Raw genomic sequence first — 26,915 nt, forward strand, 5'->3', positions numbered from 1 at the left:
ACCGAATCATGAGCCGAAGACACCCTCCTTGAGCATGAACGACCGCCTTGCCGAGTATGGAGGTATGGGTTCCTCCATCAACCTGACGCCGGCAACATCGCGTCTGACGCTGTCGGGCGGAACGGAGCTTTCGTACACGACAGCCGGCAGACCCGACGGATCGCCAGCGCTCGTCCTGCTCCACGGCTTCCCGAATTCGTCGCGCGGTTTCCGGGACGTGATTCCGATCCTTGCGCGTCACGCCCACGTGATCGCGCCCGATCTTCCCGGGTTCGGGGAGTCGGAGCCTCTCGAGGCTCCGTCGTTCGACGCGTTCACCGATGCGGTTCTGGAGTTGCTCGAACACCTGCAGGTCGGCCCCAGATTCCTCTACGTGCACGACTTCGGCGCTCCTGTAGCGCTCAGCATCGCCATGAGGCAGCCCGACGACGTCCTCGGGATCGTCATCCAGAACGCCAACGCGCACAGCAGCGGACGGAGGCCGGGATGGGCGGCGCCCGCGGCGACGTCGAAGAATGCGTCGTGTCGGCCCCAGAACATTCCCGCCGCAGGCTGTCTTTCTCGGGAGTGACTGCATCCATGACAGCGTCTCGCGCATAGCTCGGGCGCCCGCCGCCCGGCGCGCCTTGCTCACCCCGGAACCGTGACCTTCGTCGAATGCACCCCGGCCCGACGGTCTCCTCCGGCACCCCGACCAGATCGAGCACAAGCTGTCGATCTGAGAGGCTAGGGCAGTGGTCGATGGGATTGTCGTGCGGCTTGCTGCGGAACTGGACCTCGTCGGACTTCTCAACCTGAAGATCGAGTGGGCCGGCCGGCCGGCCGCCGCTGACGAACGCGAGCAGCTGCGCTTCGCGCTCGACGATTGGCTGCAACGGCCCGACGTCGTGTGTGCCGTCGCGGAGTATCGAGGTGAGCTGGTCGGGATGGCGTGGATGGTCGTCTTCGACCGTGTGCCGGATCTCGGGAATGTGGAGCGTCAGTCCGCAGATGTGCAGAGCGTCTTCGTGACCCCGCCGCACCGCGGCGATGGTCTGGGGTCTGAGCTTGTCGGGTTGTTGTGCGCGGTCGCGGATCAGCGATCGATTCCTCGGGTCATCGTGCATTCGAGCACCCGCGCAATGGGTCTCTATCGCCGGGCCGGGTTCAGCGCGTCGCAGAAGTTGATGCAACGCGAGTTGTGACCACAGCTCCGGTTCGGCCGATGCCCGACCGAACGCGATCGAGTCCCAACTCCTGCGGAATCGCGGCGTCCTCCGCCATCTCATACGAGCCTTGCAGTAGTCCTGACTCATGAAACGGCTCCTGCTCGTCGGCGGCGGTGAGGCGGCCGGCCGGGAAACCCGACCGGCCGCCTCAGCGCTTCAGCCGATCAGTGGACCGCGATCAGATCGGTGGTCCAGCCGATCATGCGCTGTGCGAACGCCGCGTCCACGCCCTTGCCGAGCTGGCCCTCCAACTGCTCGACCACCGCGGAGAGCTGGTTCACCTCGGTCGGGTGCCTGCCCGTCGCATGGCTCTTCAGTGCCGCGTTCAACTTGTCGCGCAGCCCCTTCTCGACCTTCGGGTCCGTCACGAGCTTCTCGGCGACAGCCCGTGTGAGGTTGTTGCCGAGCGACTCGGTCGTGGCCAGGAGCGTGAAGGCCCGGGTGGCCGTCGCGCTGTTGCCGACGAAGTCCGTCGCCGTCGCCACCGCGGCGTGTGCACCGGTGTCGAGCGTGAACATGTCGAGCACGTAGCCCGTCGGCACCTCGGCGCCGTCGAACTGCACGGACTGCGTCTCGACGCCGCTCAGCGAATCCGTGATCGTGTACTGCACGCTCGCGAAGTCGTCGGTGTCGTAGCCGGTGGCTGCGGGCTCGGTGAGGTCGACGACCGGAGCCGTCCGGTCGACGCGGACCGTCCGGGTGCCGCTGACCGTCTCGCACTCGCTCGACGTCTTCCACTCGATGACCCACTCGAGGGTCTCGTCGGCGTCCGCGGGCAGGGCGAACTCGACGACCGCGCCGTTCACCGTCGTCCAGGCCGGCGGAGCGCCGACCGGGTGCACAGCGTACGTGGTCGTCAGGGACTCCGGCGTGAAGGATTCGTCGGCGGCGGTCACGGTGAACGTGTGGTCCACGCCCACCCACTGCACGCCCGAGACGACGGCTTGATCACCGGTGATCTGGAAGTCCGCGCTGAGCGACCCGGCGATCCACGCCGGCGCGCTCGGCACGTCGCCGTGGTCGGGGAAGTTCTTCCCCGGCAGGTCCCAGGCGCCGTTCTCCCAGTCGCGGAAGACGTCGCGGAAGGTCGAGCGCGCGATGCACGACTCCCACAGCGGCATCTGGCCGGTGCCGGCGTAGTGCGGCTCCTCATCCGAACTGTGGCCGGGGTCGGGCGAGTCGAAGATCGGCAGACGATCGGCGCGCCACGAGTGGTCGGAATCGATGCTCCGCAGCCAGGGCTGACCGTCGAGACCGTCGATCATGACGTTCGCGGGGCGACCGGCGGGATCGGCGTAGATCGCGGTCGACACGCTCGGGAGCAGGCCGGGGCTGCGGTGATCGGAGATGACCTGGTTGAGGCCGTTCGCGTCGAGCAGCAGCAGCTTCGCCATCTGCACGGCGTCGTAGGCGGGCTCGAAGTCCTCGAGCGTCCACTCGGCGCTGTCCTTGAGGCGTGAGGAGGGCACGATCGTGCCGTCCGGCAGCTCCACCTGGTCGCCGACGAGCGGGTCGACGAGACCCATCACGGCGTCGAGATACTCGCGGTCGCCGTCGTCGAACAGGTCCACGTGCACATCGTCGTCGGAGAACGGCACGTCGATGTCGGCCGAGCCGACCTCCATCCAGTGCGTCGGGTGCTTGAGGAAGTCCGACAGCAGTTCGACGTCGAAGCCGAGCGCCTCTGAGGCCAGCTCGAGCACGAGTTCTTTGGCGTCGGCCATCACCGGGTCGAGGAAGTCGATGTCGGGCATGACGGTCGACATCAGGTCCTCGAGCCACAGGAAGACGTCGCCGCCCTCCTCGACCACCTCGCCGACGAAGTCGGGAGCGCCGAGCATCGACAGCAGGTACTCGTTGATGAAGCCCGGCCGATCGGTGTCGTCCAGTCCGCCCAGCGTGTAGCCCGCGACCTGGAAGATGCCGACGCCGTCCTCGCACGTCGCTCGGTCGGTATCGAGCACCTCGTCGGTCTCGCCCTCTTCGTCGTCGTTGCGGCAGATGAAGTTCTGCGCGTCGCGGAACGTGCCGGCGTCGAACAGCGTCTTCGAGAGCGCCTCGCCGAGCTCCGGCCAGTGCCGCAGACCGCGGTCGATGTCGGCGATCCACGCGTCGAGGTACGAGACGATCGCCGGGTTGACGACGGCGTCGTCGGCCTCGTCGATCGGGCTCGTGACGCAGAAGACCTCCGCGCGGCACTCCTGCACGGTGACGGCCTTGACCGTCACGCCGCGCACGGTGTCGACCGTGACGTTCTCGACCACCTCGTAGCAGTCCCAGTCGACGATGTTGCAGTCCTCGTAGTCGAGGTCCTTCTGGATCGCCGCACGCTCGACCTGCAGCTCGGCCTTCAGGTCGATGAAGTAGTCGATGAGCGGCCCGCGGTTCGGCTCGGGGTCTTCGCCGACGGTGTACGCGAGGCCGGGGCATCCGTCATCCGCGGTTCCATCGCCGTCGTCGTCGATGCCGTCGCCACAGGTGCCGACCGGCAGCGGGCTGTTCGGATCGACGAGTGTGTCGTAGATCCAGTCGTTCGGGGCGGCGTACTCGAACGCCGGCGTGGCGTCGTTCGAGTACTCGGGTCCCGTCTGGTCGGTCTCGCCCGCGACCTGGGAGCGCCGCGAGTTGCCGTCGAAACCTGCCGTCGCGTCGCCGACGTAACCCTCGGCGATGACGTGGCGCAGGGCGATCTCGAGCGCGGTCGGGTCCTCGATGTCGAGGATCTCGCCGACCCCGGGGAAGACGCCCTCCGCGACCTGGTTGATGAGCGTGTGCGCCCACATGTCGCCGGCGGCGTGCGTCATGAAGCCGTATGCGAAGGCGAGGATCTGCTCCTTCTCCGCGCCGCTGCGGTCCGGGTCATCCTGCGCGTCCCACGCCTCGGCCATCACGTGCTGCAGCCACCTGCCGGTCTCGTCGGGGTGGATCGCCGACTGGCCGTAGGCCAGGTCGGGGAACCCGTCGGGACCGATCACGCCCGCGTTGTATGCAGCCGGCTGGTTGCGCAATGCCGTGACGATGTCGCCGCGGACGGTGTACTCGGCGCCCTCGATGGTCACCTTCCCGTCGTCGGTGACGTCGTCGTAGGCGTTCTCGGCGGTGGCGTTGTGGGTGTACGGCTTGAAGGCGGCTGCGGGCAGCGCGGTGACGACGAGTGTCGTCACCGTGAGCGCCGCGGTCGCGGTCAGGCCGGCCGCGAGCTTGGTCAAGCTGCGGCGTCGGCCGGCGGATCGAGACATGGGCATTCCTCCCAAAGAACGGACGTGCGGAACTGAGGCACCACGAGACTGGTTGTCCCGATGCACCGAGAGTCACCTCGGGCTTCGCCAGATACACGATCCGGGGACGGATGCTGCGCCCCGGCGCTCGCTCACGCGCTCGACGCGCGGACACGAGGCGGGGGAGGTGCGCTCGATGCGCTCCCTCCCCCGCGATCAGGGACCTACCGGACGGTGATGCGAGTCAATCGTTTCCGTTCCCGTTCCCGTTGCCGTTCCCGTTCCCGTTCCCGCTGTCGTCCGGGGGCTGGTCTGGGGCGGGAGCGGGCCCCGGGCCGGGTGCGGGAGCAGGGCGGGGTGGCGGCGCGGCGCGGCGCACCAGGTCGGCGGGAGGAGCGGGGAAGCCGCCGCCCGGGTAGAGCTGGTTGGCCGCCGCCTGGATGTCGCGGGTCATCGGAAGGCGGATCGTCGACAGCGCGCGGCCGTTGTGAAAGGACCGGAACATGTCGCCGAACCCGGTCGTGTTCCCCACCCACACCGCCGTCGTCACGCGGGTGCTCGACTCGACGAGCCACGTCTGGATGTTCTCGTGCGTTCCCGTCTTGCCCATCATCGGCGTGCCGTCGTTGGGGTTGCCGCCAGACCCGGTGCCGCCGGGGCGCATGACGCCCTGCAGGGCGAACGCCGTCGCGGCCGCCACTTCGGGGCTGATCGCCTGCGTGCACCGGTTGCCGGGGACCGGCAGCTCGACGCCGTCGGCGTTCACCACGCGCTCGATGGCGCGCGGCTTGCAGTAGACGCCGTTGTTCGCCACCGTGGCGAACGCCCCGGCGAGGGCGACGGGTGCGATGTTCTTGGTGCCGATGATCGACGCGGCGCCGTCGAGGTTCACGGGGCCGCCGTCGCCGAGGGTGACGCCCATGCGGGCCGCGACGTTCTCGATGTCGCACAGGTCGAGCTGCTCCGCCATGCCGAGGAAGCCGCTGTTGAGCGACTGCGCCGTGAACTGCATCGGCGTTCCCACGTAGCCCGGAACGCCGCCGAAGTTGCGCACAACGTGGTTCTCGCGGTTGACCCAGGTGCCTTCGCAGCGGTCGCGCAGGCGAGGGATGGCCCGCAGCGTGCCGTTGACGCTGTCGGACAGCGTGTGCCCTGTCTCGAGCCAGTCGACCAGGGTGAACAGCTTGAACGTCGATCCGGTCGGGAATCCCGTCGAGACCCCGTGCATCATGTCCCCCGCATAGACGAGCGATGTGTACGCGGGGTCCGTGAGCGCGAGGTCGCGGTCCTCTGTGAACCGGTTGTTCTGGCTGATGGCGAGAATGCGCCCGGAGCCGGCTTCGACGCTCACCGACGCCGACCCGAACGACATGCCTGCCACGGTCTCCGGAGCGTACCGGCGCATCGCATCCTGCGATGCGTTCTGCAGGCTCCAGTCCAGCGTCGTGTAGATGTTCAGGCCCTCGCGCGTCAGCGACCTCTTCCTGTCTTCCGGGGACTCGCCGAACGCGCTCGCGTAGTCCGGATCCAGGCGCACGGTGTTCACGACGTACTGGCAGAAGAAGGGGGCGGCGCTGGACCCGCACCTCGTGGGCGGCGGCTGCAACGCCGGCGTGATCGGCTCGATCGCCGCCGCCACATACTGCTCGGCGGTGATGCGTCCGTCTTCGCGCATCCGGTCGAGCACGTAGAGCTGCCGGCCCTTGGTCGCACTGTAGGCGTCGCCGGCCGCCAGGTACTGCTCCGGCGTGATCGTCCCGTCGGCGAGGAGGGTGTCGAGGCCCGCCAGCGTGCCGGGGGTGACGTCGTCCACCGAGCCGTCGGCCGCCTTGTTGTACGTGGCCCCGTCGGCGCCGAAGATCGAGCCCCCCGGCCGGTCGATCCGGAACGTGTTGGGGTTCTGCACGATGCCCGCGAGCGTCGCCGCCTGGATCAGTGTGAGGTTCGCGGCCGTGGTGCTGAAGTAGTAGCGTGCCGCGGCTTCGATGCCGTAGGTCGTGCCGCCGAAGTTCGCGATGTTCAGGTAGCCCAGCAGGATGTCGTTCTTCGAGTACTTCTGCTCGAGCTGGACGGCGTAGCGGATCTCCTGGAGTTTGCGCTCGTAGCCCTCGACACCTTCTGCCTGGGTCGCGTCCCTCCAGCACTCCTGCAGCACCTGGTCGCGAGTCATCTTCACCACGGGGCCGTTCTCGTCGACCACCGTCTCACCCGCCTCGTTCGTCTCGTACACCGTCTCGGCGTCGCGTTCGCAGCGCTGCACCAGCACGTTCTTCACGTACTGCTGGCTGATGGAGGAGCCGCCCTGGGTCTGACCACCCTGGGCGTTCTTGATGAGTGCGCGCGTGGTGCCGAGGATGTCCACGCCGCCGTGCTGGTAGTACCGGGGATCCTCGGACGCCAGGATCGCGTCATACATGACGAGCGACACCTGATCGAACTCGACGGGCTCGCGATTCTGGTCGTAGAAAGATGTCAGCTCGACGTCCTGCCCGCTGGCCGGGTCGCGGGCATAGATCGTCGTCGGGAGCATCAGGCGGTCGATCTCGAGGTAGCTCGGCATGCCGTCGAACAGCGACACGGCGGAACTCGCCGCGTGCCCGGAGATCGCGATGGCCGGGGCGAGGGGGGCGACGACCAGTACGCCCGCGATGACGCTGAGCGCGAGGAGTCCGACGAGACCGCCCAGCACCCCGGCGGCGGTGCGCCGGTAGGGCGGCAGGGACGGGTCCTCTGCCGGGACCTCTCGTGACCGCTTCATGCTGCTTCCCATCTGCGGTGGGAGAAATCATGTCAGACCGCTCGCGATTGCGCGACGGGTTCCGATATGCCGAGCGGGCGCATAGTCTCGGGCACGAGGCATCCGCTCGAAGAGGAGTCCTGCGCGCAGGCGCGGAACCGGACACGAGGAGACTCCCATGCAGACCGTGACGGTCGACTTCATCATTTCGCTCGACGGCTACGGGGCCGCGGAGGGCTGGCCCGGATTCTGGGGGATGGAGGGACCGGAGTACCTCGGCTGGCTCGCGGAGTCGCCCGAAAAGGACGACCCGCTGCTCATGGGTGCGACGACTTATCGCCTCATGTCGGAGCTCACCGCCGGGGGTGAGGAAGGCACCGACATGCTCGGTGGGATGCAGAAGTACGTCTTCTCATCGACCCTCGACGAGCCGCTGGCGTGGGAGAACTCGACGCTGGTCCGCGAGGACGCGGTCGAGTTCGTCCGGCGGCTGAAGCAGGAGTCCGACCGCCCGCTGCGCACGCTCGGCAGTGTCGCTCTCTGCCGGTCGCTCCTGCGCGCCGGGCTCGTCGATCGGTACCGCGTCGGCGTGTTCCCGGTGATCACCGGCGCGACCGGACAGGACCGGATCTTCGACGGCTACCCCGACGTACGGCTGGAACTCGTCGAGGCCCGCACGTTCGACGGGCGCATCCAGCTGCTCGAGTACGTGCCGACCGTGCTGGACGGCCCGCCAGGCAGGTGAGCGGGCACACCTGAACGGTGAACGGATGCTGCGGCCGCAGCATCCGTCTCCTCACATCGTGCGCGCGTGCTCCACGAACGCGTCGAGCGTGGTGCGCAGCGCGGGGGAATCCTCCTGCGATCGGCGATGGACGGCGAGCACGTCGCGCGTCGACGCCGGCGCAGCAGTGGGGATCGCGACGAGGTCCGGTCCGAGGTCACCTCGTCCGAGCCGCGGCACCAGCGCGACCGCCCGGCCGGCGCGTGCGAACTCGAGGTGGTTCTGGAACTCCATCGACTCGTGCACGATGCGCGGCGCGTTCGGGACGCCGTCGAAGAGCCGGCGCAGCCACTGCCGGCAGATCGTCGCCTCGAAGGTCGCGACCCAGGTCTCGCCCGCGAGCTCTTCAGGATGCAGCTCGGTGCGGCCGGCGAGCGGATGGTCGCGGTGCAGGATGACGTCGGCGACGTCGGTGAACAACGCGGTCGAGACGAGGTGGTCGGGCATCGCGAGGGCGACCCCGCCCCAGCGGTGGACGACGCCGAGGTCGCGCTGACCCGACGCGACGAGCGCGATCGTCTCCCAGGGCTCGCTCTCGCGCAGCGGCAGCGAGAGATCGGGGTGCCGCTCGGCCAGCTCGCTCAGCACCGGGATGACCAGCCCGCGCACCACGGTGGAGAACGCCGCGACCCTGATCTCGCCGACGACCCGGTCGTCGGCCCCGGCGGTGAGCTGGAGATCCGCGCGGAGGCGCTCGAGGTCGGCGAGGATCGGCGTGGACGCGACGACGAGGCGCGTGCCCGCCTCCGTGAGGATGACTCCCCGTCCCGCGCGTTCGAGGAGGGCGATGCCGGTCTCGCGCTCGAGGCGCTTGACCTGCTGCGATACCGCGGACGGCGTGTAGCCGAGGCTCGTCGCCGCCGCGACCACGCTGCCCTGCGTGGCGACCGCGCGAAGAGAGAGCACCGCCTCGAGGTCGATCATGAAGCAACGCTACATCGTTTCGTGGAGAAAGCATCGCTGGTGCTTCATTCCCCGCTCCGGTGAAGTGGGACTCATGAATCGACGCGACATGGTGCTGGCAGCGGCCGTGGCATCGTTCTGGGGATTCAACTTCGTCGTGATCGACTGGGGGATGACGGGCGTGCCGCCGCTTCTCTTCGTCGCGATCCGCTTCCTCGTGGTGGCGCTCGCAGTCTTCGTCGTCCCGCGGCCCCGCACTTCCTGGCGCACGGTGGCCGGCGTCGGCCTCTTCATGAGCCTCGGGCAGTTCGGGCTGCTGTACACCTCGATGGCGCTGGGGCTTCAGCCGGGTCTCGCCGCCCTGGTGCTGCAGGCGCAGGCGGTGTTCACGATCCTCATCGCGGCCGCGGTGCTGCGTGAACGCCCGACCGCGCCGCAGATCGCCGGTGTCGCAATCGGCGTGGTCGGCCTCGCCATCGTGGCCTCCGGGCGAGGTGGCGATGCTCCCGCCCTCGCGGTGGCGCTGGCGCTCGCCGCGGCGTTCTCGTGGGGCATCGGCAACGTCATCTCGCGACGGGCCGGGTCCGTCAGCGGGCCAGGCCGCCTGGGCTCGCTGTCGCTGACGGTGTGGTCGGCACTCGTCGTGCCCATCCCGGCGCTGATGCTCTCCTTCGTCGTCGAAGGCCCGGCGGCGATCGCCGCGGGGATCGCCGCATTCGGCTGGCAGTCTGCGGTCTCGACGCTCTACACCGCGCTGCTGTGCACGATCATCGGCTACTCGATCTGGAACGGCCTCCTGGCGCGCAACCGGTCCGCGGCCGTGGTGCCGTGGGTGCTGCTCGCACCCGTCGTCGCGATGGCGTCGGCCGCGCTGCTGCTCGGTCAGATCCCCACGCCCGCGGAGATCCTCGGTGGCATGCTCCTCGTCGGAGGCGTGCTCGTCACGGGAATGCGCCGATTGTCGGTCCGCGGGCGCGCGATGACGGTCCCCACAGCCCCTCCAGGCGCTGGCGCGTCGCCCGGAGCCTCCGGGCGCGTGGGCCCAGCCGCCACCCGGCGGTCCGGTTAGAAGGGTGCGGCGCCGGGGGACCCCGGTGGGTCGTCGGCGGCGAAGAGCCAGGGTTCGCGCATCATCCCCCGGAGCCGTTCGGCGGTGTCGTCGGAGGTGAATCTCACGACCGGTTCGGGCCGGTCCGTGTGCTTTCGCCCGGTCGGGCTGGTCCATACCAGCACGCCGGGCGAGACCTGCTCAACCGACCACGCGGTCACGCCCTTGAGGGTGTGATGGCGCCGGCACAGGTGGGCGAGGTTGGCGTGGTGGGTGGGTCCGCCGTCGGCGGCGGGGATGGTGTGGTCGACGTCGCACCGCCACACCGGCCGGCGGCAGCCGGGAAACCGGCAGCGCTCGTCACGGGCGGCGAGGAACCGGTTCAGCGCCGGTCCGGGACGATACCGATCGACGGCGAGGACGCTGCCTGTGACCGGTGAGGTCATCACGCGTTCCCACCCCGTGGCACCGGCGGCGAGGACGCGGGCGGTGTCGGGGTCGATGGGACCGTACCCGGCGAGCAGTGCCGGCTCGGTGGACGCGCCGGTCATGGTGAGCACCGGGACGGTGACCTGCACAGTGGCGCGGATCGCGTGGAGTCCGGTGCCGGCGACACAATCCGTGGGGCCGGCCGTGAGCAAGGTGTCGGTGAAGATGTCGACGCGAATCTGATCCATCGTGCGCTCGTCGGCCTCGATCTCGACCTCGACGTCGATTTCGGCCGCCTCGTCGGGGCTTCCGTCGCCACCCTCACCGTCGCCACGTGCGGCGATGACCGAGCGCGCCTGCTGGGTGAGGCGGTCGACGATGCCGTGCGCCAGCGTCGCGGGCATGACCGCGGTGAGTGCAGCCATGTCGTCGGGCAGGTCGGCGACGCTGATGTTGCGACCCGCAGCGGCTTGCTGATGGCGTTCCTGGATCGCGCACTCGCGGAACCGTTCGGCGATGACTCTCAGCACCGACGCCAGCCGGCCGGGAGTGAGGGTGACGGCCCGTTCCAGCGCGAGACGGACGAACTCGGCCCGGGCGTCGTCGTCGGCGATCGGGCCGCCCGAGTCGTGGATCACCGCGAGGTGCTGCCGGGAGATCTCGCCGCGCTCGAGCGCCGCGACGCCGGCCGGGAACCGATCGCAGAGGTCGGAAGCCTCCGAAAGCAGCCGGTTCACGGTCCACTCCGAGACACGTGTCGACGTCGCCAGGTCGGCGACGAGTGCCCGGCGGTCGAGCTCCGCCCGCCTTGCCTGTTCCGGCGAAGAGATCGACGGCCGCGCGACGGTGGCGGCGTCCGCCAGCACCCGGATCTCGGCCGCCTCAGCGAGCGCCCGTTGTTTACGGCCGGCCACGAACGACTCGACCAGCCGCCCTACCCGTGCGAACGCCGCAGCGTCCTCGCCGGCGTCGTCAGCACCGGGATCTGGGGGCGGGATCGCAGACATGGGACTCGCAGTCAGAAGGAGTGGAGCGAGATTCCCGCGCATCGCACGCGATCTGCCTCAGCATCTGTCCGCGGCCGAAACCGCGCTCATCCCACGCCCCGAGGGGCCACCTCTTCATCGAATCTCTGATCGATACTCTACTCGATAACCGCCCAAGAAGGAAGCCGATCAATAGTATGAATCTACGCCGTGGTCGAATGTGCAGATGCGCCCCCGGTCGAGGGTTTTGCGCAACGACGTCACCTGAGCATGGCGCTTCCGAATCGATTCGATACACTGGGCGCCTGCCACTCGGCATCTCTCCGTCGCCTGCGGGCGCGGCATCCGTCCTCCCTCGTCTTCTCGTTCGAGAGCCGCCTCATGACCACCGCCCTGACGACGGGCCGCCCGTGGCGCGTCATCGTCCTCTTCTCCGTCCCACTGCTCATCGGCAACGTGGTGCAGCAGCTGTACCACTTCGTCGACGCGGTCGTCGTGGGGCGCCGCCTCGGCGTCGACGCGCTCGCTGCGGTGGGTGCGACGGGCAGCATGCTTTTCCTGCTGCTCGGCTTCGCGTGGGGTCTCACGTCGGGCTTCGCGATCCCCACCGCGCAGGCGTTCGGTGCGCGCGACCACGCGGCGGTGCGGCGCTCGGTCGCTGCGGGCACGATCCTCACCGGCATCTGCACCCTGCTGCTGACCGTCGGCGCGCCGCTGCTGACCGCGCCCCTGCTCGAGCTGCTGCGGACGCCCGCCGAGCTCATGGACGACGCCATCGTCTTCGCGCAGATCAGCTTCCTCGGTGCCGGCGCCATGATGTTCTTCAACTACCTGTCGGCGATCATCCGCGCCATCGGCGACTCGCGCACGCCCCTCGTGTTCCTGACGCTCGCCTGCGCGCTCAACGTCGTCCTCGTGATCGTCATGGTCGGCCCGCTCGCCTGGGGCGTGGGCGGTGCAGCGCTCGCGACGGTGGTCTCGCAGGCGATCTCGGTGCTGCTCTGCCTCGAGTTCGTACGGCGACGGATGCCGGTGCTCCACGTCCGCCGCAGCGACTGGCGTGTCAGCCGGGCCGAGCTCGCGGACCACCTGCGCCTGGGTCTGCCGATGGGCTTCCAGGCCTCGATCATCGCGATCGGAACCCTCTCGGTCCAGGTGGCGCTGAACGAGCTCGGCGCGGACGCCGTCGCCGCGTACACCGCGGCATCCCGTGTCGACGGCCTCGCGGTCGCGCTGCTGCAGTCGCTGGGTCTCGCCGTCTCGATGTTCGTCGCCCAGAACCACGGCGGCGGCCGACCCGACCGCATCCGCCGCGGGGTGGTCCAGGCGACGTGGATGTCGGTGGGCGTGGCGATCGTGCTCGGCGCCCTGCTCATCGCGTTCGGCGCGATGACGGTCTCGCTGTTCATCGACGAGGGTTCGGCCGAGGTCGTCGGCCTCGCGGCGCAGATGCTCGCCATCAACGGTGCGACGTACTGGATCCTCGGCATCCTGTTCGTCCTCCGTGGCGCGCTGCAGGGGCTCGGCCACACCCTCATCCCCACGGTGACCGGTGTGATCGAGCTCGTCATGCGCGTCGGTGCGGCTGTCGTACTGGGCGGCGTCTTCGGCTTCATCGGCGTCGCGGCGAGCAACCCGCTCGCGTGGCTCGGCGCCGTGGTCGTGCTCGTGCCCGCATACATCCACGCCCACCGCCGGCTCGCGAAGGCCCCGGTCACGCCGATGGTTGCGACCCCGACGACGCCCATCGCCGTCATCGGCCCCACCGACGGCTCGATGGTCGTCGACGCGATCGTCACGCAGCCCATCGTGCTGCCGACCGCCGCACAGGGGCCGCCCCGCCGCCCCCGGCGGCTGGGGTCGGTGGCGTCGCGCGACAGGCGCCGCACGCGCGGCTGAGTAGCACTGAGTAGAGTGCGGCCATGACGGGCGCCTACCCGCGGGACCTCGCCTTCATCGCGGCCGTCTTCGGCGTCGCGGCGCTGGTGTGGGCCACGTGGGGGCAGGAGCACCCGCCGCGCGGCTGGTGGTGGCGCGCGATTCTCGGCCTCGAGAGTCTCGCGGGGCTCGCGCTGGGCGTCGGCGGCGGCGTGCTCCTGGGGCGGCTGTGGACGGCGCCCACCGCGATCGAACCCGGGACGACGGCGTTCGTCGTCTCCGTCGTCGTGTTCTGGGTCGAGCTCGCCTTCGCCATCGTGCTGGGGCTCCTCGCGATCCGGGCGGGATGGTCGGACTACGTCTCGCCGGCCCTCCTCCTGCTCGTCGGTCTCGACCTCGCCGTACTCACGCCCGCGCTCCAGCAGCCGTTCCTCTTCATTGCGGCGGTGCTCCTCGTCGGTGTGACGGCCTTCGCGCTGTTCGCTCCGACCGACGACGTGGCGCGCGGCTTCTGGTGCGGCATCCTCGGCGCGCCCGTGTTCGTGGCCACTGGAACGTGGGCCGCTCTCGCGGTCGTTCCCGCTGCCGTCGGAGCCACGCCATAGGCTCGTGGGCATGTCCGTGACGACCCGCCGCATGCAGGATCTGACGATCGACGACCACTTCCTCAGGGTCCCTCTCGTGTGGCGCGACGCGGCCGACGCCCGCACGATCGACATCCACGCGGCCGTCGTCACTCGCGACGGCGGCGAGAGCCTGCCGTACCTGGTGTTCCTGCAGGGCGGGCCCGGTCACGAGGCGCCGCGCGCGTTCCACTCCCCGTCGGGGCCGTCGTGGCTCGACGCGGCGCTCGAGCACCACCGCGTGGTCCTGCTCGACCAGCGCGGCACCGGGCTCTCGACGCCCGTCGGCGACGACGACCTGGAGCGCGACGCGTCCGAGCTCGCCGAGTTCATCACCCATCTGCGCGCCGATGCGATCGTGCGCGACTGCGAGGCCGTCCGGCAGCACCTCGGCGCCGAGCGATGGAGCGTGCTGGGGCAGTCATTCGGCGGGTTCACCGCCCTGGCGTATCTCTCGACGGATGCTGCGTCCCTCGAGCACGTCTACATCACCGGCGGTCTGAGCGCTGTGGGCCGCACCCCCGACGACGTGTACGCCCTCACGTACGACAAGATGCGCGAGGAGTCGGAGAAGTACTACCGCCGGTTCCCCGCTCACCGCGACGCGATGCGGCGCGTGATCGACCTCGCGGTCGACGGCGAGCTCGTGCTCCCTGGCGGTGAGGTCGCCTCGGTCTCACGCGTGCGCTCGGTGGGTTCGGCGCTCGGCACCAACGACGGCTGGCAGACGCTGTGGGGGCTGCTCGAACGCGACCCGCGCTCCAACGCCTTCCGCCACGACCTCGCCGCGGCGTTGCCCTTCAACGCCCGCAACCCGCTGTACTTCGTCTTCCACGAGTCCAGCTACGCCGACGGCCACCCCACCCGGTGGTCCGCCGAGCGCACCGAGCCTGCCGACTTCCGCGAAGACCCGACCCTCTTCACCGGCGAGCACGTGCGCCGGGAGTGGCTCGACACCGTCCCCGGGTTCCAGCCCTGGCGTGACGTGACCCTCGCGCTCGCCGAGTTCGAGTGGCCGTCGCTCTACGACGCGGCCGCGATCGCCGCCTCCGGGGCGCGCGGCGCCGCCGCCGTCTACGTCAACGACGTCTACGTGCCGTTCGAGTTCTCGATGGAGACGGCACGACTCCTCCCGGGCGTCACGCCGTGGATCACGAGCGAGCACGAGCACAATGGACTCCGCGCCGGCGACGTGCTGTCGCGCCTCATCGACCTGGCGCACGGTCGCCGGGTGCGCTGACCGCGCGGCTGCCGCGATCCGCACGACGCCGGATGCTGCGGCACGAGCGCGTGCCGCAGCATCCCCCGCCCGGATCGACGGTGTCGTACCGACTCAGCCGGCGAGCGTCACCGTGTCGATGGTCACCGCGGCGATGCCGGGGTGGTCGCTGAAGACGCCGTCCATGCCGGCGGCGACGAACGCGCGGATCTCGCCGTCCAGGTCGCCGTACGCGGCGGGGTCGGCGCTCGAGCGGAAGTCCACCGGCAGGAACTGGTTCTCGGCGCGGAACGTCCAGCCGTGCACGGTCAGCCCGGCGGCGTGGGCGTCGGCGATGACCGCGGTGGGGGTGCCCAAGCGGCCGTCGACGGTGCGCGGGATCATGACGGACTTCTCGAGGCCCACGCCGTCGGCGTAGGTCGCGATCTCGGCGAGGCCCGCCGGCGTCACGAGGTCCTTGTAGGTCCGATTGTCAGCGGCGAGCGTGAAGTCGTACGGACGGCCCGACCCGTTCACGAGCTGCGCGAGCGTCACGTCGGTCATGCCGTCCAGGTCGCGCAGGTTCGCGGTCTCGAAGCTCTGCAGGATGACGGGAGCGTCGGCGCGGTCGAGGCCGTTCGCCTCGAGGGCTGCGACGAGCGGCTCCTCGAGCGACAGCCCGATGGAGTCGAAGTACGACGGATGCTTCGTCTCGGGGTACACGCCGACGGGCCGGCCGTCGCAGCTCACCGAGTGGCGCGCGAGGTCCATGACCTCGTCGAGCGTCGGGATGACGTAGAGCCCGTCGAACGCGGTGTTCGCCGGACGTGTCTGCGGCAGGCGCTCCTTCGTGCGCAGCGTGCGGAGCTCGGCGAACGTGAAGTCCTCCGTGAACCAGCCCGTGATCGAGACGCCGTCGATGAGTTTCGTGGTCTTGCGCGCGGCGAACTCGGGGTGGGCCGCGACATCCGTGGTGCCGCCGATCTCGTTCTCGTGACGCGCGACGAGCACGCCGTCCTTCGTTGACACCACGTCGGGCTCGATGTAGTCGGCGCACTGCACGATCGCCGTCTCGTACGCGGCGAGCGTGTGCTGGGGGCGCGATCCGCTGGCTCCGCGGTGGCCGATGAGGCTCACCGTCGACGGCTCGATCTTCGTCTTGTCGAGGTCGATGATCGCGAACTCGGTGTCGTCGGGCGTGCCGGGGATGCGCGCGTCGTTGCCCGGGTAGTTGTTGTCGTTGCCGATCAGCAGGCTGCCGTCCTTCAGCTGCACGACCGTCTCGAACGACTGCACGGGGAGGGAGAAGATCTCGCCGGTGCCGTAGCCGTCACCCGCGCCGATGCCGCTCGGATTGGCGATGCGCAGAGCGTCGAGCACGAGGGTCTTCTCGAGGTACCCCTCGGCGTCGGTGCGGCGCAGGTCGACCTGGTAGACGCGCTTGGTGACGGACTGCTCGCCCTCGAAGTCGTCGCGCTCGACGAGGAGCAGCACGTCGTTTCGCACGGTGAACGCGTCGCCGATGGCGTTGGGCTCCTGGTCGGTCTGGTAGCTCCACGTTCGACCGGTGTAGGCGCCGGCGCGCGTGTCGAACTCGAGGATCTCCCGGCGGCGCAGGTCGGAGTCGTCCGCGTAGGAGCCCTCGACGACCGGGTACAGGTACCGCCCGTTCACCGAGGCGGCGAGGGCCTCGAAGCCGCGGCTCGAGCGCACACGTGGGGTCTCGCTGGCCTGGAGGTACGGGTTCTGCGGCGACTTTGCGCCATCGAGCGCGAACGGCTTCTCGAGCAGCGTGCCCTCGGCGTCGAAGTGCAGCAGGAAGGGCCCGAACTCCTCGCCGACCCAGAACGTGCCGTCCTTGGCCTTCACGACCGACTCGATGTCGAAGTCGGCGCCGGTGAGCAGGCGCTCGGCGGTCCCCTCGTTCACGATCGGGAAGTCCAGCACGTCGTTGCGGTCGTTGTACGAGAGGAACCGCTCGATCTGGACCTCGCCCGCGCCGCCGTCGGCGGTCTGCCAGGCCGGGCGGACGAGGTAGCTGCGCAGCAGGAAATCGGCCGAGTTGCCCTTGGCGCCGAACCCGTTGTCGGGCTGCGCCCAGAACGTGCCGTCGCCGTTGTCGATCGCGGCCGAGAACCCGGGGATGACCTGGCCGTCCCAGGGGCCGGTGCGGCCGTTGGCCGAGCTGGCGAGCGCACCCGACGACGGGCCCGGCTCGAGGTGGTCGGCCGACAGCGTGGCGCGGGCGACCAGCGTCGGCACGTGCGTCTGCACGTACGGCGACGGCGAGTTCGCGGACGCGGCGACGATCGGCTGGGCGGACGCGGCGGTGGCAGGGAGGAGCGCGACGGCGGTGACCGTCGCGGCTGCCGCGGCGAGGAGGCGCGGCAGGACGCGTCGTGTGGGGATTCGACTCATGGCACCGACGCAACCGGTGCCGATCGGCCGCACGCTGTCGAGCGGGCGACCGACCCGCGACCGCGCGGTGAACGGGCGGCGAGCGGCTGGTGAGAACGGTCTCATGACCGGTCGGGAAGGCGGATGCTGCCGCCCAACCCCCGAGATCAGAGCCGGTGCGGTGCCGGTCAGAGCGCAGCGAGGAGCGCCGCGAGCGGCGGTGGCACCCGCTCGAGCGGGACCGCCTCCGCGAGCAGCCGGGCGTAGCGCGCCTTGTTGCCGCTGCGGCCGCCGAAGAAGCGTGCGAGCTGTGCCTCGACCGGGCGCTCGCGCTGGAACGGCTGCCCCTGCAGGCTCCGGAACGAGTCGAGCTCGCCCTGCTCGGCGATCACCGCCTCGACCCCCGCGACGCCCAGAGCGCGCACGAACTCGGCCTCGAGATCGGGATCGCACACGAACACCGTGTCGAGCATGCGCTCGAAGTCGCGCCGCTCCCCCACGTCGACGAGCCCGATGAGGCGTTCCCCGGCGAGTTCTTCGACCGCGCGGCGGGCGCCCTTCGAGCCGCCCACGACGCGGATCCGCGGCATCCGTGTCCCCATCCGGGCCGCAAGCGTCTCAAGAGCGATCCGGTCGCTCTCGCCCTCGACCAGCACGACCGTCACGCGGCCTCGGCTTCGGCACGCTCCTCGTCGAGGATCTCGAGAAGACGGGGCGCGAGTGAGGCGTTGCCGGCCACAAGGGTCGACACGACCCATTCGGGAGCACCGGGAGGCACGGGGAGCGCGATCAGGCCCCTCGCCTGGGGTTTGTGCGCGACATGCTGCGGAACGATCGCGACGCCGAGCCCGCGCACGACGAGGTCGAGAAGGGTGTGGACGTCGTCGACGCTGAAGCGCACACGCCGCTCGGCGCTGTGCCGGTGGAACGCGTCGTCGTTGATGGTGCGCAGGGCCCACGCCGGCCGGAAGTCCACGAAGTCGGCGTCGCGAAGGTCCTTCCAGCGCGAGACCGGGCGCTCGGCCAGCGCATGGCCGGGCGGGACCAGCAGCACGAGCGGGATCCGCGCGAGCTCCGCAACGGCGGATGCCGGCGCGGGGTCGGCGCTTGCGACGAACGCGACGTCGAGCTCGCCGGCGGCGACGTGCTCGACCAGCTGGTGCGAACCCGCTTGCACGAACTGGATGTCGACGGCAGGGTGGCGGCGGTGGAACCGCTCGAGGAGCAGGTTCACGTCCACCGCACCGAGGCACTGCTCAGCCCCGACGCGCAGGGAGCCGGCCAGCTGGTGCGAGGCGCGGATGACGGCGTCCCGCCCGGCGGCCGCCTGAGCCAGGATCTCGCGGGCATGCGGTAGGAGCGCCAGGGCCGCGGACGTCGGCTCGACCGACCGGGTGGTCCTCTCGAACAGCTTCGCGTCGAGCTCCTGCTCGAGTCGGCGGATCGACGCCGACAGCCCGGACTGCGAGACGCGGCACCGTTCGGCGGCGCGGGTGAAGTGGCGCTCCTCGGCGAGCGTGACCAGGTACTCGAGCTGGCGCTGCTCCATGCCGCATCCATTCGTTTGGGTTCTCAATCGTAGAATATACAGTTGTTGGACTTCTTTGTGGACGATGCCTAACGTGGACCGGGCAGTAACGACCCGATCCGAGAGCGGACCCAATGAAGACCATCGAACTCAGCGGCATCGAGCGCCCCGCACCCAACGTCGTGCTCGGCCTCATGCGCATCCAGGACCTCGAAGACGATGCGGTGCGCACGCTCGTCCGCACCGCGCGCGACGCCGGCATCGACTTCTTCGACCACGCCGACATCTACGGCCGCGACCTCCACGGCTGCGAGGTGCGCTTCACCGAGGCGATGCGGCTCTCGTCTTCCGAGCGCGCCCAGGTCACGATCCAGACCAAGGCCGGCATCGTGAGGGAGGGTCCGTACTTCGACTTCTCGTACGAGCACATCATCGAGTCGGTCGAGGGGTCGCTGCGCGGGCCTCGACACCGACTACATCGATATCCTGCTGCTGCACCGGCCCGATGCGCTGGTCGAGCCCGACGAGGTCGCGCGCGCGTTCGACGAGCTCGAGGCCGCAGGCAAGGTGCGGGCGTTCGGGGTGTCGAACCACACGCCGCGCCAGATCGACCTGCTCAAGAAGTCGGTGCGCCAGCCGATCGTCGCGAACCAGATCCAGCTGTCGATCACCCACTCCCCGACCGTCGCGCAGGGCGTCGCGGCGAACATGCAGGGCGAGGAGCAGTCCGTCACGCTCGACGGCGGCGGAATCATCGACTACTGCCGCCTCCACGACATCGCGGTGCAGGCATGGTCGCCCTTCCAGGCCGGCTTCTTCACCGGCGTGTTCCTCGACTCGCCGGACTACCCCGGGCTCAACGCGGCGATCGACCGCCTCGCGCGGAAGTACGACGTGCCGCCGATCACGATCGCGGTGGCATGGATCACCCGCCACCCCGCGCGCATGCAGGTGGTGCTCGGCACGACGAACCCCGAACGGGTGAGCGGCGCCGCCGAGGGTTCCGACATCCCGCTCACGCGCGCCGAGTGGTACGAGCTCTTCCGGGCCGCCGGCTACCGCGTGCCCTGATCCGGCGGTCGGCGCCAGGGGTCGCCTTGACCCTCACACTGTGTCATCGTCGAGCGTGGTCTCCACCATGTACACCATCGGAGAGTTCGCCGCACTCGGACGCGTGAGCGTGCGGATGCTGCGGCACTACGACGCGATCGGGCTCCTGGCCCCCGCCCACGTCGACGAGCGCACGGGTTACCGGCGGTACGCGCCGCAGCAGCTGTCACCGCTGCTGCGGATCGTCCAGCTGCGGGATCTCGGCTGCGCGCTCGACGACGCGGCCGAGGTGCTGCAGGCGTCCGATGAGTCGGCGGCGCTGAAGCGGGTGCTCCAGCGCCGCCGGCGCGACCTCCTCGCGTCCGTCGCCGCGGAGACCGCCCGCCTCGCCCGACTCGACGAAGAGCTCCGCAGCATCGAAGGAGAACAACTGATGACCGACATCGAGTATCGGCGGATCGAGCCCATCACCGTCTACGCGGCCTCGGGCGTCGACCCGGGATGTGAGAACCCGCCCGCGGTGATCGACCGCGTCCTGCCCCCGCTGCACGCGGCCCTCGAGAGCGCCGGTGTCGACTACCGCGAGCCGGGCGTGTTCTGGTACGAGCCCATCGAGGGCACCGATGACCAGCGCGTGTGGGTGTCGTGGATCGCGGGCGACGACCCCGTCGAGAGCGACGACTGGCAGCTCGTCGAGCTTCCGGCCGTCGAGCGCTGCGCCGTGACGACGTACCGTGGCGAGATGACGGGCATCCGCAGCGCGTGGCATGGCTTGATGCAGGCGGTGATCGCTGACGGCGCCGCTTTCGCGGGACCGTGCCGCGAGGTGTACGTCTACGCCGAGGGACCCCAGTCCGATTGGGTGACCGAGCTGCAGCAGCCTGTCGCCTGACCCGTCGACGCGAGGTGCGGGTGCCCCGACGCCCGCACCTCGCGGATCACGCTTCCCCGGTCATCGCGCGGCGAGCACTTCGACGAGGCGCTGTGCCGTCGCCACGCTCGATTGCGGGTTCTGACCGCTCACGAGCGTGCCGTCGGCGACGACGGTGACCGACCACGGCTCACCCGATTCGACGATCGCGCCGAGATCGCGCAGCCTCGACTCGACGAAGTACGGAGACGCGTCGCGCAGGCCGCCCTGGTGCTCCTCCTCGTCGGTGAAGACCGCGAGCCGGCGCCCCGCGAACGCGAAGGAGCCGTCGGCGCGCACCGCGCTCAAGAGGCCCGCCGGACCGTGGCACAGCACGCCGACGACCGCGTCGCGGTCGACCGCGTCGACGAGCAGGCGGCCGAGGTCGGCGTCGGCGGCGAGGTCCACCATCGGGCCGTGCCCGCCGGGCAGGGCGATCGCGTCGTACTCACCGTCCTTCACGTCGGCGAGGGCGCGGGGGTGCGCGATCAGTTCGTCGATCGACGCGAGGTACGCGCGCAGTTCGTCGGCGGAGTCCCCGCCGAGGCTGCCGGGGTCGACCGTGGGGCGCGCGCCGCCCGGCGTCGCGACGTCGACCGTGTGACCCGCGGCGACGAGCCCGCGATGGAGCTCGACGAGCTCCTCCGCCCAGAATCCGGTCGGGTGGGTCGTGCCGTCGGTGAGCGCGATGGCGTCCGCGCCGGTGACCGTCATGAGTACGTGTGCCATGTCTTCTCCCGTTCAGGTCGGCGACTCGTGCGAGCCGCTGACGGAGGGAACGAGGCATCCATCGACATCATTTCCTATACTGGAACCCAGTCATAGATTTCTTGATGGACGATGCTGCATGCAAGAGCTCGATCTGCTGCGCACGCTGCTCGAGGTGCACCGCGCGGGGTCGATCACGGCGGCGGCCGCGCGGCTCGGAATGAGCCAGCCGTCCGTGAGCGAGCGGATCACCCGGCTCGAAGCGGAGCTCGGGACGCCGCTGTTCACGCGCTCGGCGCGCGGAGTCGTCCCGACGCCCGCGGGCGACGCACTGGCCGCGCGGGTCGCCGCGCCCGTGGACCGGCTGCGGGAGGTCTGGGCCATGCCGGCGGCGACCAGCCCCGTCGAGACGGTGCGCATCGGCGGCGCCAGCGACGTCGTCGCGGCGCGGGTCATCCCCGCCCTTGCGCCGCTCACCAGCCAGGGCGTGCGCCTCGCGTTCACTCTGGGGCTCGCGCACGACCTGCTCGCGCGACTCGCCGACGGCGGGCTCGACGTCGTGGTGTCATCGGTGCGGACGCCGGTGCGCGGCATCCGCTATCGCGGGCTCATCGACGAGGAGTTCGTGCTCGTCGGGGCGCCGGCGCTCGCACGCACGATCGACCGCAAGCGTCTCGCCGCGGATCCCGCCGGCGCGCTGCAGCACTTGCCGCTCGTGGCCTACGACACGGACCTGTCGATCGTGCGCCGGTACTGGCGCAGCCAGTTCGGCCATCGACCCGCCAACCCCGTGGCGATCACCGTGCCCGACCTGCGAGGGGTGCTCGCGGCCGTCGTGGCGGGGGCGGGCGTCTCCGCGCTCCCGCGCTACCTGGCAGAACCCGCGATCGGCGCGGGCACCGTCGAGGTGCTGCACCGGTCGGAAGAGGCGCCGATCAACACTCTGAACCTCGCTATCCGAGCCGCTGAGCCCGCGACGACGGTGACCATCCGAGTGATCGACGCGCTCGTCGAGAGGGCGCGCGAGTGGGATGTGCTCTGAGCGGGGCCCCCGCGCGCGACGATGCCCCGGGGTCCGCCGGGAGCCCGGGGCATCGTCGCCGGCAGATCACCGGTCGTCAGTGAACGCGTCCTTGATGTCGTCGCCGACCTTCTTCATCTTGGCGCTGGCCTGATCGGCCACGCCCTCGGCCTGCAGCTTCTCGTTGTCGGTCGCGTCCCCGACGGTCTCCTTCACCTTGCCCTTCATGTCTTCTGCGTTGTGCTTGATGTCGTCATCCAGACCCATTTCGGTTCCCTTCTCTTGATGGCTTGTGTCGGCGAGGCTCAGTACTGGACGCGGTCGGCGCGGGCGACCCCATCGAGCCCGACACGGTCGACACGGCGGTGGTAGCTCATGCCCGCCATGCCGCCCAGGACCGCGGCGGCGAGCGTGATCACGGCGGCGCCGACGGCGGTGAGGATGCCGGTGAGCGTGGCGGTGTCGGCGGTCACCGGGATGCGCGGGAAGATGTCGACATTCGCGAGGATGTCCCACTGGCTGCCGGCGATCAGCGTGATCACGGCGACGACGATCGCGATGAGGATCGCCCACAGCCACACGGCGAGGCCCTGCTTGGCGCCGCTGAAGCGCGCCATGCGTCCGGCGACGTAGCCGCCGGCGAAGTACGCGATGAACAGCACCACGGCGATGGCGATGGCGCCGATGATGGTGGCCGCGCCGATGTTGTCGCTCGCGGCCTCGGCGGCGTCGTCGACCGCCTGGGGCGAGGTGAGGCCCGTGGCAGCGCCGATCGCGGCGACCACGGCCGTCAGCGCGACGAGCGCGCCCAGCGCCGTGAGCCAGCCGAAGAAGGCACTGCCGAACTTGATCCCGCCGAAGCGCTCGCGCTCGCGTTCGGCGACGACATCGCGCAACGACGCGTCCCGGTGCTCGCCCACGCTGTCGATGTCGCGGGCACGGCGCGCCTCCTGCGCGTCCGGCACTCCGTCGCGGTCGGCGTCGACCCGGGGATCCGGGGTGAGTGGACGGGTGCGGTCGACGTAGGGGTCCCGGGCGAGGTCCCCGTCGGTCCGCCGCGGATCCGTCGTGCGGTAGTCGCGGTCGTCGGTGCTCATGTCCCGAACGTAGGCGGCCGGCACCCGGTTGCTCAGCCGGTTGCCAATCGGTGCGCGGCGGCGTAACCTGTGCGGCCTTCCGCCCCGCCGGAAGGGAACGACGGCGGTCCGTCGTCCTCGCGTGCAACGCGGTATGAGGGTCCGGGAGCAGAATGGCGATATGGATGCCGTCGCCCCGATCCTGCGCACAGAGATGCCCCCGCCGAGCTACATCATGTCGGCGGAGGGATACCAGCTCGCGACGTACGCGTGGGGCGAGCCCGACGCCGACGCCGTCCTGTGCGTGCACGGCTTCGCGTCGAGCTGCCGCGACAACTGGGTCGAGACCGGGTGGGTGCGCATGCTCACGAACGCCGGGTACCGCGTGATCGGGGTCGATCAGCGCGGCCACGGCGCGAGCGACAAGCCCGACGATCCCGTCGCGTACTCGATGGGCGCGTTCGTCGCCGATCTCATCGCGGTGCTCGACACCTACCTCGTCGACGACGTCCGCTACGTCGGCTACTCCCTCGGTGCCCGCGTCGGCTGGCAGCTCGCAGTCGACGCGCCCGAGCACGTCAGCCGCGCCGTGCTGGGCGGCATCCCCGACGGGCGCCCGCTCGGACGGCTGAGGATCGAGCAGGCCCGCGCGTATGCCGAGGAGGGCATACCCGTCGAGGACCGGGTGACCCAGAACTACGTGACGCTCGCCGAGCGCGTGCCGGACAACGATCTGCGCGCGCTCATCGCGCTCGCCGAGGGCATGCGGTTCGGCGACGCCGACCCCGATCCCGAGCGGCCACCGCGGCAGCCGGTGCTGTTCGCGACCGGATCGGAGGACGCGATCCTCGAGCGGTCGAGGACGCTCGCCGCGACGGCGCCGAATGGACGGTTCATCGAGATCCCGGGGAGGCACCACTTCAATGCGCCGGGCTCGCGGGCGTTCCGCGACGCAGCCGCGACGTTCCTCGGGCCGGGCGGGGGCGCGGCATGACGCACACCATCCGCGTCGTCTACTGCACGCAGTGCGCCTGGATGCTCCGCGCGGCCTGGGTCGCGCAAGAGCTCCTCACGACCTTCCAGAACGAGCTCATGGGCGGCGGTGCGACGCTCGAACCGGGCACCGGCGGCATCTTCGAGGTCTACGCCGACGAGGTTCTCGTGTGGTCGCGCAAGGCCGACGGCGGATTCCCCGACATCGTCGCCCTGAAACGCCGCGTGCGCGACCGCATCGCCCCGGGCCGCCCGCTCGGTCACGCCGACCGGGCCGCTGTGACGCCGGCCGCCCCCGACCACTGACCTCACGCACGACGTCGGGGCGCAGCATCCGTGGCGATGACGGATGCTGCGCCCCGACGTGCGCCGCCAGAGGCAGGGGTCAGGCCACCGCTGTCGCGACGAGTTCGCTGATCTTCTTCTCGACCGCGGGAGTCCATTCGAGCACCGCGAAGCCCGTCGCCCACATGTCGCCGTCGTCGAGGCGGGCGGGCTCGTCGAACTGTATGGTCGCGTAGCGGGTCTTGAACTTCGACGACGGCTGCGTGAAGACCACGACCTTGCCGTTCGCGTTCGCGTACGCGGGGAACCCGTAGAAGGTCTTCGGCACGAGGTCGGGGGCGACCTCGCCGACCACCTTGTGCAGGCCTTCGGCGATCTTCCTGTCGGTGCCGTCGAGCTTGCCGATCGCCTCGAGAACCTGCTTGGTCCCCGCTTCGCGGCTCTTGCCCGCCTTCGCCTGATCGCGCAGCTCCTTCGCGCGCTGCTTGACCGCGTCGCGCTCCTCCTGAGACAGACCGCCCGATGCCGTCTTCGCCATGATGCTCTCCTCACGCTCGTGGGCGCCTCCGCGTCCCGTGATCCTCACGCTACCCACGGGGTTCCGGCGCCGCTTCTCCATTCCTGCTGGATCGCGGCGGCGCGACACGACGCAGGGGCGAGGCATCCGCCCCGCCCCTGCGCTTGCGGCGTCACCGCAGCGGCGTCACTCGAACCGCATCACGATGCGGCCGTCGATCTTGCCGTGCTCCATGCGCTCGAAGATGTCGTTGACGTCGTCGATCGACTCGACGGCGACGGTCGGGTGGATCTGGCCTCGCGCGTAGAAGTCCAGGGCTTCGATCATGTCCTGGCGCGTGCCGACGATCGATCCGCGGATCGTGATCGCGCGGAGCACGATGTCGAAGATGTCGGCGGGGAAGTCCCCCGGCGGGAGGCCGTTGAAGACGATGGTCGCGCCGCGGCGGGCGACGCCCAGCGCCTGCCCGAAGGCCTTCGGGTGCACCGCGGTGACGAGCACGCCGTGCGCGCCGCCGGTGCGCTCCTGCACGACGGCCGCCGGGTCCTGCGTGAGCGCGTTCACCGTGAGCTCGGCGCCGTGCCGGCGGGCGAGCTCGAGCTTGGCGTCGTCGATGTCGACAGCGGCGACGCGCAGGCCCATCGCGCGGGCGTACTGCACCGCGATGTGGCCGAGGCCGCCGATTCCCGAGATCACGACCCACTCGCCGGGCCGGGCCTCGGTCATCTTGAGCCCCTTGTAGACCGTGACGCCCGCGCAGAGGATCGGGGCGACCTCGACGGGGTCTGCGCCCTCCGGGATGCGGGCGGCGAAGCGCTCGTCGACGAGCATGTACTCGCCGAAGCTGCCGTCGACCGAGTAGCCGCCGTTCTGCTGGTCGGGGCACAGCGTCTCCCAGCCGGTTCGGCAGAACTCGCAGACGCCGCAGGCGCTCCAGAGCCATGCGTTGCCGACGAGGTCGCCGACGGCGAGCGAGGTGACACCGTCGCCGAGCGCGACGACGCGACCGTAGCCCTCGTGCCCGGGGATGAGGTCGGACTTCGGGGCGACAGGCCAGTCGCCGCGGGCCGCGTGGAGGTCGGTGTGGCACACGCCTGTGGTCAGCACCTTGACCAGCGCCTGGCCGGGACCGGGCGTGGGGATGGGCACGGCGCGTACTTCGAGGGGCCGGTCGGGCGCGGTCACGACGGCAGCGCGCATCGTTCCCGTGGGCGTCGCGGCGGCGTGTGCGGCGTGCGAGTCGGTCAGGATCGTCATCGATATCACTTCCCTGGGGCGGGCGTTCGCCGCCCTCTGATCCGACGGTAGGCGCGCGGAGGTTGCACGATGTTGCGTTCCGTCGGCCGCCACGGCGGCGCCGGCGCTCCCTTGAACGCCGCCGCCCGCCCCCTTAGCGTGAGGTGTCACCCGATCGCCAG

At 70.3% G+C, this 26,915-nt stretch carries 24 protein-coding genes and 1 pseudogene; 12 read left to right on the forward strand and 13 right to left on the reverse strand.

Features of this window, described 5'->3' with window-relative positions; genetic code table 11:
• Positions 1-64 precede the first annotated feature (64 nt).
• The gene (locus MRBLWH7_RS14065) at positions 65-571 is read left to right on the forward strand and encodes an alpha/beta fold hydrolase (protein ID WP_341995508.1); all 507 of its coding nucleotides are present in this window, start codon (positions 65-67) and stop codon (positions 569-571) included.
• A 163-nt stretch (positions 572-734) separates the two neighbouring features.
• Positions 735-1,184: a GNAT family N-acetyltransferase gene (locus tag MRBLWH7_RS14070; RefSeq protein ID WP_341995510.1), complete on the forward strand. Its 450-nt coding sequence runs from the start codon at positions 735-737 to the stop codon at positions 1,182-1,184.
• A 188-nt stretch (positions 1,185-1,372) separates the two neighbouring features.
• Here MRBLWH7_RS14070 and MRBLWH7_RS14075 read toward each other — a convergent pair whose 3' ends face one another.
• Both MRBLWH7_RS14075 and MRBLWH7_RS14080 read right to left on the reverse strand, forming a co-directional pair.
• Positions 1,373-4,447 (reverse strand): hypothetical protein, encoded by a 3,075-nt coding sequence (locus MRBLWH7_RS14075; protein WP_341995512.1) that lies wholly within the window; start codon positions 4,445-4,447, stop codon positions 1,373-1,375.
• Between the two features lie 223 nt (positions 4,448-4,670).
• Entirely contained in the window at positions 4,671-7,184 is a 2,514-nt protein-coding gene (locus MRBLWH7_RS14080) for a transglycosylase domain-containing protein (RefSeq protein ID WP_341995513.1), read from the reverse strand.
• A gap of 157 nt (positions 7,185-7,341) precedes the next feature.
• Here MRBLWH7_RS14080 and MRBLWH7_RS14085 point away from each other — a divergent pair, with 157 nt between their 5' ends.
• Positions 7,342-7,908: a dihydrofolate reductase family protein gene (locus tag MRBLWH7_RS14085; RefSeq protein ID WP_341995515.1), complete on the forward strand. Its 567-nt coding sequence runs from the start codon at positions 7,342-7,344 to the stop codon at positions 7,906-7,908.
• A gap of 51 nt (positions 7,909-7,959) precedes the next feature.
• Here the strand turns inward: MRBLWH7_RS14085 and MRBLWH7_RS14090 are convergent, their stop codons facing one another.
• Positions 7,960-8,871 carry a LysR family transcriptional regulator gene (locus MRBLWH7_RS14090; RefSeq protein WP_341995517.1) on the reverse strand — a complete coding sequence of 304 codons (912 nt, stop codon included), beginning with the start codon at positions 8,869-8,871 and terminating at the stop codon, positions 7,960-7,962.
• A gap of 73 nt (positions 8,872-8,944) precedes the next feature.
• Between MRBLWH7_RS14090 and MRBLWH7_RS14095 the strand changes: the two genes are divergently transcribed.
• Positions 8,945-9,919, forward strand: coding sequence for an EamA family transporter (locus tag MRBLWH7_RS14095; protein ID WP_341995520.1), 975 nt, complete (start codon positions 8,945-8,947; stop codon positions 9,917-9,919).
• On the opposite strand, the gene MRBLWH7_RS14100 is transcribed toward MRBLWH7_RS14095, so the two are convergent.
• Positions 9,916-11,334, reverse strand: coding sequence for a DUF222 domain-containing protein (locus MRBLWH7_RS14100; protein WP_341995521.1), 1,419 nt, complete (start codon positions 11,332-11,334; stop codon positions 9,916-9,918). The genes MRBLWH7_RS14095 and MRBLWH7_RS14100 overlap by 4 nt on opposite strands.
• A gap of 360 nt (positions 11,335-11,694) precedes the next feature.
• On the opposite strand from MRBLWH7_RS14100, the gene MRBLWH7_RS14105 reads away from it, so the two are divergent.
• The 3 genes from MRBLWH7_RS14105 to MRBLWH7_RS14115 are packed head-to-tail and all read left to right on the forward strand — an operon-like array spanning position 11,695 to position 15,054.
• The gene (locus tag MRBLWH7_RS14105) at positions 11,695-13,212 is read left to right on the forward strand and encodes an MATE family efflux transporter (protein WP_341995523.1); all 1,518 of its coding nucleotides are present in this window, start codon (positions 11,695-11,697) and stop codon (positions 13,210-13,212) included.
• A gap of 23 nt (positions 13,213-13,235) precedes the next feature.
• A complete protein-coding gene (locus MRBLWH7_RS14110; RefSeq protein ID WP_341995524.1) occupies positions 13,236-13,796 on the forward strand; it encodes a hypothetical protein in 561 nt (186 codons plus the stop codon).
• Positions 13,797-13,806: 10 nt separating this feature from the next.
• On the forward strand, positions 13,807-15,054 hold the full coding sequence (locus MRBLWH7_RS14115) for an alpha/beta hydrolase (protein WP_341995526.1): 1,248 nt from the start codon (positions 13,807-13,809) through the stop codon (positions 15,052-15,054).
• A gap of 93 nt (positions 15,055-15,147) precedes the next feature.
• Here MRBLWH7_RS14115 and MRBLWH7_RS14120 read toward each other — a convergent pair whose 3' ends face one another.
• From MRBLWH7_RS14120 to MRBLWH7_RS14135, 4 genes are all read right to left on the reverse strand, one after another.
• Positions 15,148-17,430 carry an esterase-like activity of phytase family protein gene (locus tag MRBLWH7_RS14120; protein WP_341995528.1) on the reverse strand — a complete coding sequence of 761 codons (2,283 nt, stop codon included), beginning with the start codon at positions 17,428-17,430 and terminating at the stop codon, positions 15,148-15,150.
• Between the two features lie 167 nt (positions 17,431-17,597).
• A complete protein-coding gene (locus MRBLWH7_RS14125) occupies positions 17,598-18,074 on the reverse strand; it encodes an ATP-dependent endonuclease (RefSeq protein WP_341995530.1) in 477 nt (158 codons plus the stop codon).
• Entirely contained in the window at positions 18,071-18,958 is an 888-nt protein-coding gene (locus MRBLWH7_RS14130; RefSeq protein ID WP_341995532.1) for a LysR family transcriptional regulator, read from the reverse strand. The genes MRBLWH7_RS14125 and MRBLWH7_RS14130 overlap by 4 nt, the downstream gene beginning before the upstream one ends.
• A 68-nt stretch (positions 18,959-19,026) precedes the next feature.
• Positions 19,027-19,215, reverse strand: a complete 189-nt coding sequence (locus MRBLWH7_RS14135; RefSeq protein WP_342002195.1) for a hypothetical protein — start codon at positions 19,213-19,215, stop codon at positions 19,027-19,029.
• Here MRBLWH7_RS14135 and MRBLWH7_RS14140 point away from each other — a divergent pair.
• Both MRBLWH7_RS14140 and MRBLWH7_RS14145 read left to right on the forward strand, forming a co-directional pair.
• Positions 19,132-20,008, forward strand: a pseudogene (locus MRBLWH7_RS14140) (aldo/keto reductase). The gene MRBLWH7_RS14135 and the pseudogene MRBLWH7_RS14140 sit on opposite strands and share 84 nt — an antisense overlap.
• A gap of 67 nt (positions 20,009-20,075) precedes the next feature.
• The gene (locus MRBLWH7_RS14145) at positions 20,076-20,879 is read left to right on the forward strand and encodes a MerR family transcriptional regulator (protein ID WP_341995533.1); all 804 of its coding nucleotides are present in this window, start codon (positions 20,076-20,078) and stop codon (positions 20,877-20,879) included.
• Between the two features lie 60 nt (positions 20,880-20,939).
• Here MRBLWH7_RS14145 and MRBLWH7_RS14150 read toward each other — a convergent pair whose 3' ends face one another.
• Positions 20,940-21,626: a type 1 glutamine amidotransferase domain-containing protein gene (locus tag MRBLWH7_RS14150; RefSeq protein ID WP_341995535.1), complete on the reverse strand. Its 687-nt coding sequence runs from the start codon at positions 21,624-21,626 to the stop codon at positions 20,940-20,942.
• A gap of 118 nt (positions 21,627-21,744) precedes the next feature.
• On the opposite strand from MRBLWH7_RS14150, the gene MRBLWH7_RS14155 reads away from it, so the two are divergent.
• Positions 21,745-22,647 (forward strand): LysR family transcriptional regulator, encoded by a 903-nt coding sequence (locus MRBLWH7_RS14155; protein ID WP_341995537.1) that lies wholly within the window; start codon positions 21,745-21,747, stop codon positions 22,645-22,647.
• Positions 22,648-22,713: 66 nt separating this feature from the next.
• Here MRBLWH7_RS14155 and MRBLWH7_RS14160 read toward each other — a convergent pair whose 3' ends face one another.
• Both MRBLWH7_RS14160 and MRBLWH7_RS14165 read right to left on the reverse strand, forming a co-directional pair.
• Entirely contained in the window at positions 22,714-22,893 is a 180-nt protein-coding gene (locus MRBLWH7_RS14160) for a CsbD family protein (protein ID WP_341995539.1), read from the reverse strand.
• 38 nt (positions 22,894-22,931) lie between these two features.
• Positions 22,932-23,723: a YrzE family protein gene (locus MRBLWH7_RS14165; protein ID WP_341995541.1), complete on the reverse strand. Its 792-nt coding sequence runs from the start codon at positions 23,721-23,723 to the stop codon at positions 22,932-22,934.
• Between the two features lie 160 nt (positions 23,724-23,883).
• Here MRBLWH7_RS14165 and MRBLWH7_RS14170 point away from each other — a divergent pair, with 160 nt between their 5' ends.
• Both MRBLWH7_RS14170 and MRBLWH7_RS14175 read left to right on the forward strand, forming a co-directional pair.
• Positions 23,884-24,696 (forward strand): alpha/beta hydrolase, encoded by an 813-nt coding sequence (locus MRBLWH7_RS14170; RefSeq protein WP_341995543.1) that lies wholly within the window; start codon positions 23,884-23,886, stop codon positions 24,694-24,696.
• Positions 24,693-25,001, forward strand: coding sequence for a SelT/SelW/SelH family protein (locus MRBLWH7_RS14175; protein WP_341995545.1), 309 nt, complete (start codon positions 24,693-24,695; stop codon positions 24,999-25,001). The genes MRBLWH7_RS14170 and MRBLWH7_RS14175 overlap by 4 nt, the downstream gene beginning before the upstream one ends.
• Before the next feature lie 79 nt (positions 25,002-25,080).
• Here the strand turns inward: MRBLWH7_RS14175 and MRBLWH7_RS14180 are convergent, their stop codons facing one another.
• Complete coding sequence (locus MRBLWH7_RS14180; RefSeq protein ID WP_341995547.1) at positions 25,081-25,518, reverse strand: hypothetical protein; 438 nt, start codon at positions 25,516-25,518, stop codon at positions 25,081-25,083.
• A 165-nt stretch (positions 25,519-25,683) separates the two neighbouring features.
• Entirely contained in the window at positions 25,684-26,754 is a 1,071-nt protein-coding gene (gene adhP / locus MRBLWH7_RS14185; protein WP_341995549.1) for an alcohol dehydrogenase AdhP, read from the reverse strand.
• Between the last annotated feature and the right edge of the window lie 161 nt (positions 26,755-26,915).

This window comes from Microbacterium sp. LWH7-1.2 (assembly GCF_038397755.1).
In the GTDB taxonomy this organism is placed as follows: Bacteria; Actinomycetota; Actinomycetes; order Actinomycetales; family Microbacteriaceae; genus Microbacterium.

Bases quoted from the DNA above. Each gene is read 5' to 3' on its own strand.
- MRBLWH7_RS14065 (WP_341995508.1), top strand. From the start codon at position 65: ATGGGTTCCTCCATCAACCTGACGCCGGCAACATCGCGTCTGACGCTG.
- MRBLWH7_RS14075 (WP_341995512.1), bottom strand. From the start codon at position 4,447: ATGTCTCGATCCGCCGGCCGACGCCGCAGCTTGACCAAGCTCGCGGCC.
- MRBLWH7_RS14080 (WP_341995513.1), bottom strand. From the start codon at position 7,184: ATGAAGCGGTCACGAGAGGTCCCGGCAGAGGACCCGTCCCTGCCGCCC.
- MRBLWH7_RS14085 (WP_341995515.1), top strand. From the start codon at position 7,342: ATGCAGACCGTGACGGTCGACTTCATCATTTCGCTCGACGGCTACGGG.
- MRBLWH7_RS14090 (WP_341995517.1), bottom strand. From the start codon at position 8,871: ATGATCGACCTCGAGGCGGTGCTCTCTCTTCGCGCGGTCGCCACGCAG.
- MRBLWH7_RS14095 (WP_341995520.1), top strand. From the start codon at position 8,945: ATGAATCGACGCGACATGGTGCTGGCAGCGGCCGTGGCATCGTTCTGG.
- MRBLWH7_RS14100 (WP_341995521.1), bottom strand. From the start codon at position 11,334: ATGTCTGCGATCCCGCCCCCAGATCCCGGTGCTGACGACGCCGGCGAG.
- MRBLWH7_RS14105 (WP_341995523.1), top strand. From the start codon at position 11,695: ATGACCACCGCCCTGACGACGGGCCGCCCGTGGCGCGTCATCGTCCTC.
- MRBLWH7_RS14110 (WP_341995524.1), top strand. From the start codon at position 13,236: ATGACGGGCGCCTACCCGCGGGACCTCGCCTTCATCGCGGCCGTCTTC.
- MRBLWH7_RS14115 (WP_341995526.1), top strand. From the start codon at position 13,807: ATGTCCGTGACGACCCGCCGCATGCAGGATCTGACGATCGACGACCAC.
- MRBLWH7_RS14120 (WP_341995528.1), bottom strand. From the start codon at position 17,430: ATGAGTCGAATCCCCACACGACGCGTCCTGCCGCGCCTCCTCGCCGCG.
- MRBLWH7_RS14130 (WP_341995532.1), bottom strand. From the start codon at position 18,958: ATGGAGCAGCGCCAGCTCGAGTACCTGGTCACGCTCGCCGAGGAGCGC.
- MRBLWH7_RS14145 (WP_341995533.1), top strand. From the start codon at position 20,076: ATGTACACCATCGGAGAGTTCGCCGCACTCGGACGCGTGAGCGTGCGG.
- MRBLWH7_RS14150 (WP_341995535.1), bottom strand. From the start codon at position 21,626: ATGGCACACGTACTCATGACGGTCACCGGCGCGGACGCCATCGCGCTC.
- MRBLWH7_RS14155 (WP_341995537.1), top strand. From the start codon at position 21,745: ATGCAAGAGCTCGATCTGCTGCGCACGCTGCTCGAGGTGCACCGCGCG.
- MRBLWH7_RS14160 (WP_341995539.1), bottom strand. From the start codon at position 22,893: ATGGGTCTGGATGACGACATCAAGCACAACGCAGAAGACATGAAGGGC.
- MRBLWH7_RS14165 (WP_341995541.1), bottom strand. From the start codon at position 23,723: ATGAGCACCGACGACCGCGACTACCGCACGACGGATCCGCGGCGGACC.
- MRBLWH7_RS14170 (WP_341995543.1), top strand. From the start codon at position 23,884: ATGGATGCCGTCGCCCCGATCCTGCGCACAGAGATGCCCCCGCCGAGC.
- MRBLWH7_RS14175 (WP_341995545.1), top strand. From the start codon at position 24,693: ATGACGCACACCATCCGCGTCGTCTACTGCACGCAGTGCGCCTGGATG.
- MRBLWH7_RS14180 (WP_341995547.1), bottom strand. From the start codon at position 25,518: ATGGCGAAGACGGCATCGGGCGGTCTGTCTCAGGAGGAGCGCGACGCG.
- adhP (WP_341995549.1), bottom strand. From the start codon at position 26,754: ATGACGATCCTGACCGACTCGCACGCCGCACACGCCGCCGCGACGCCC.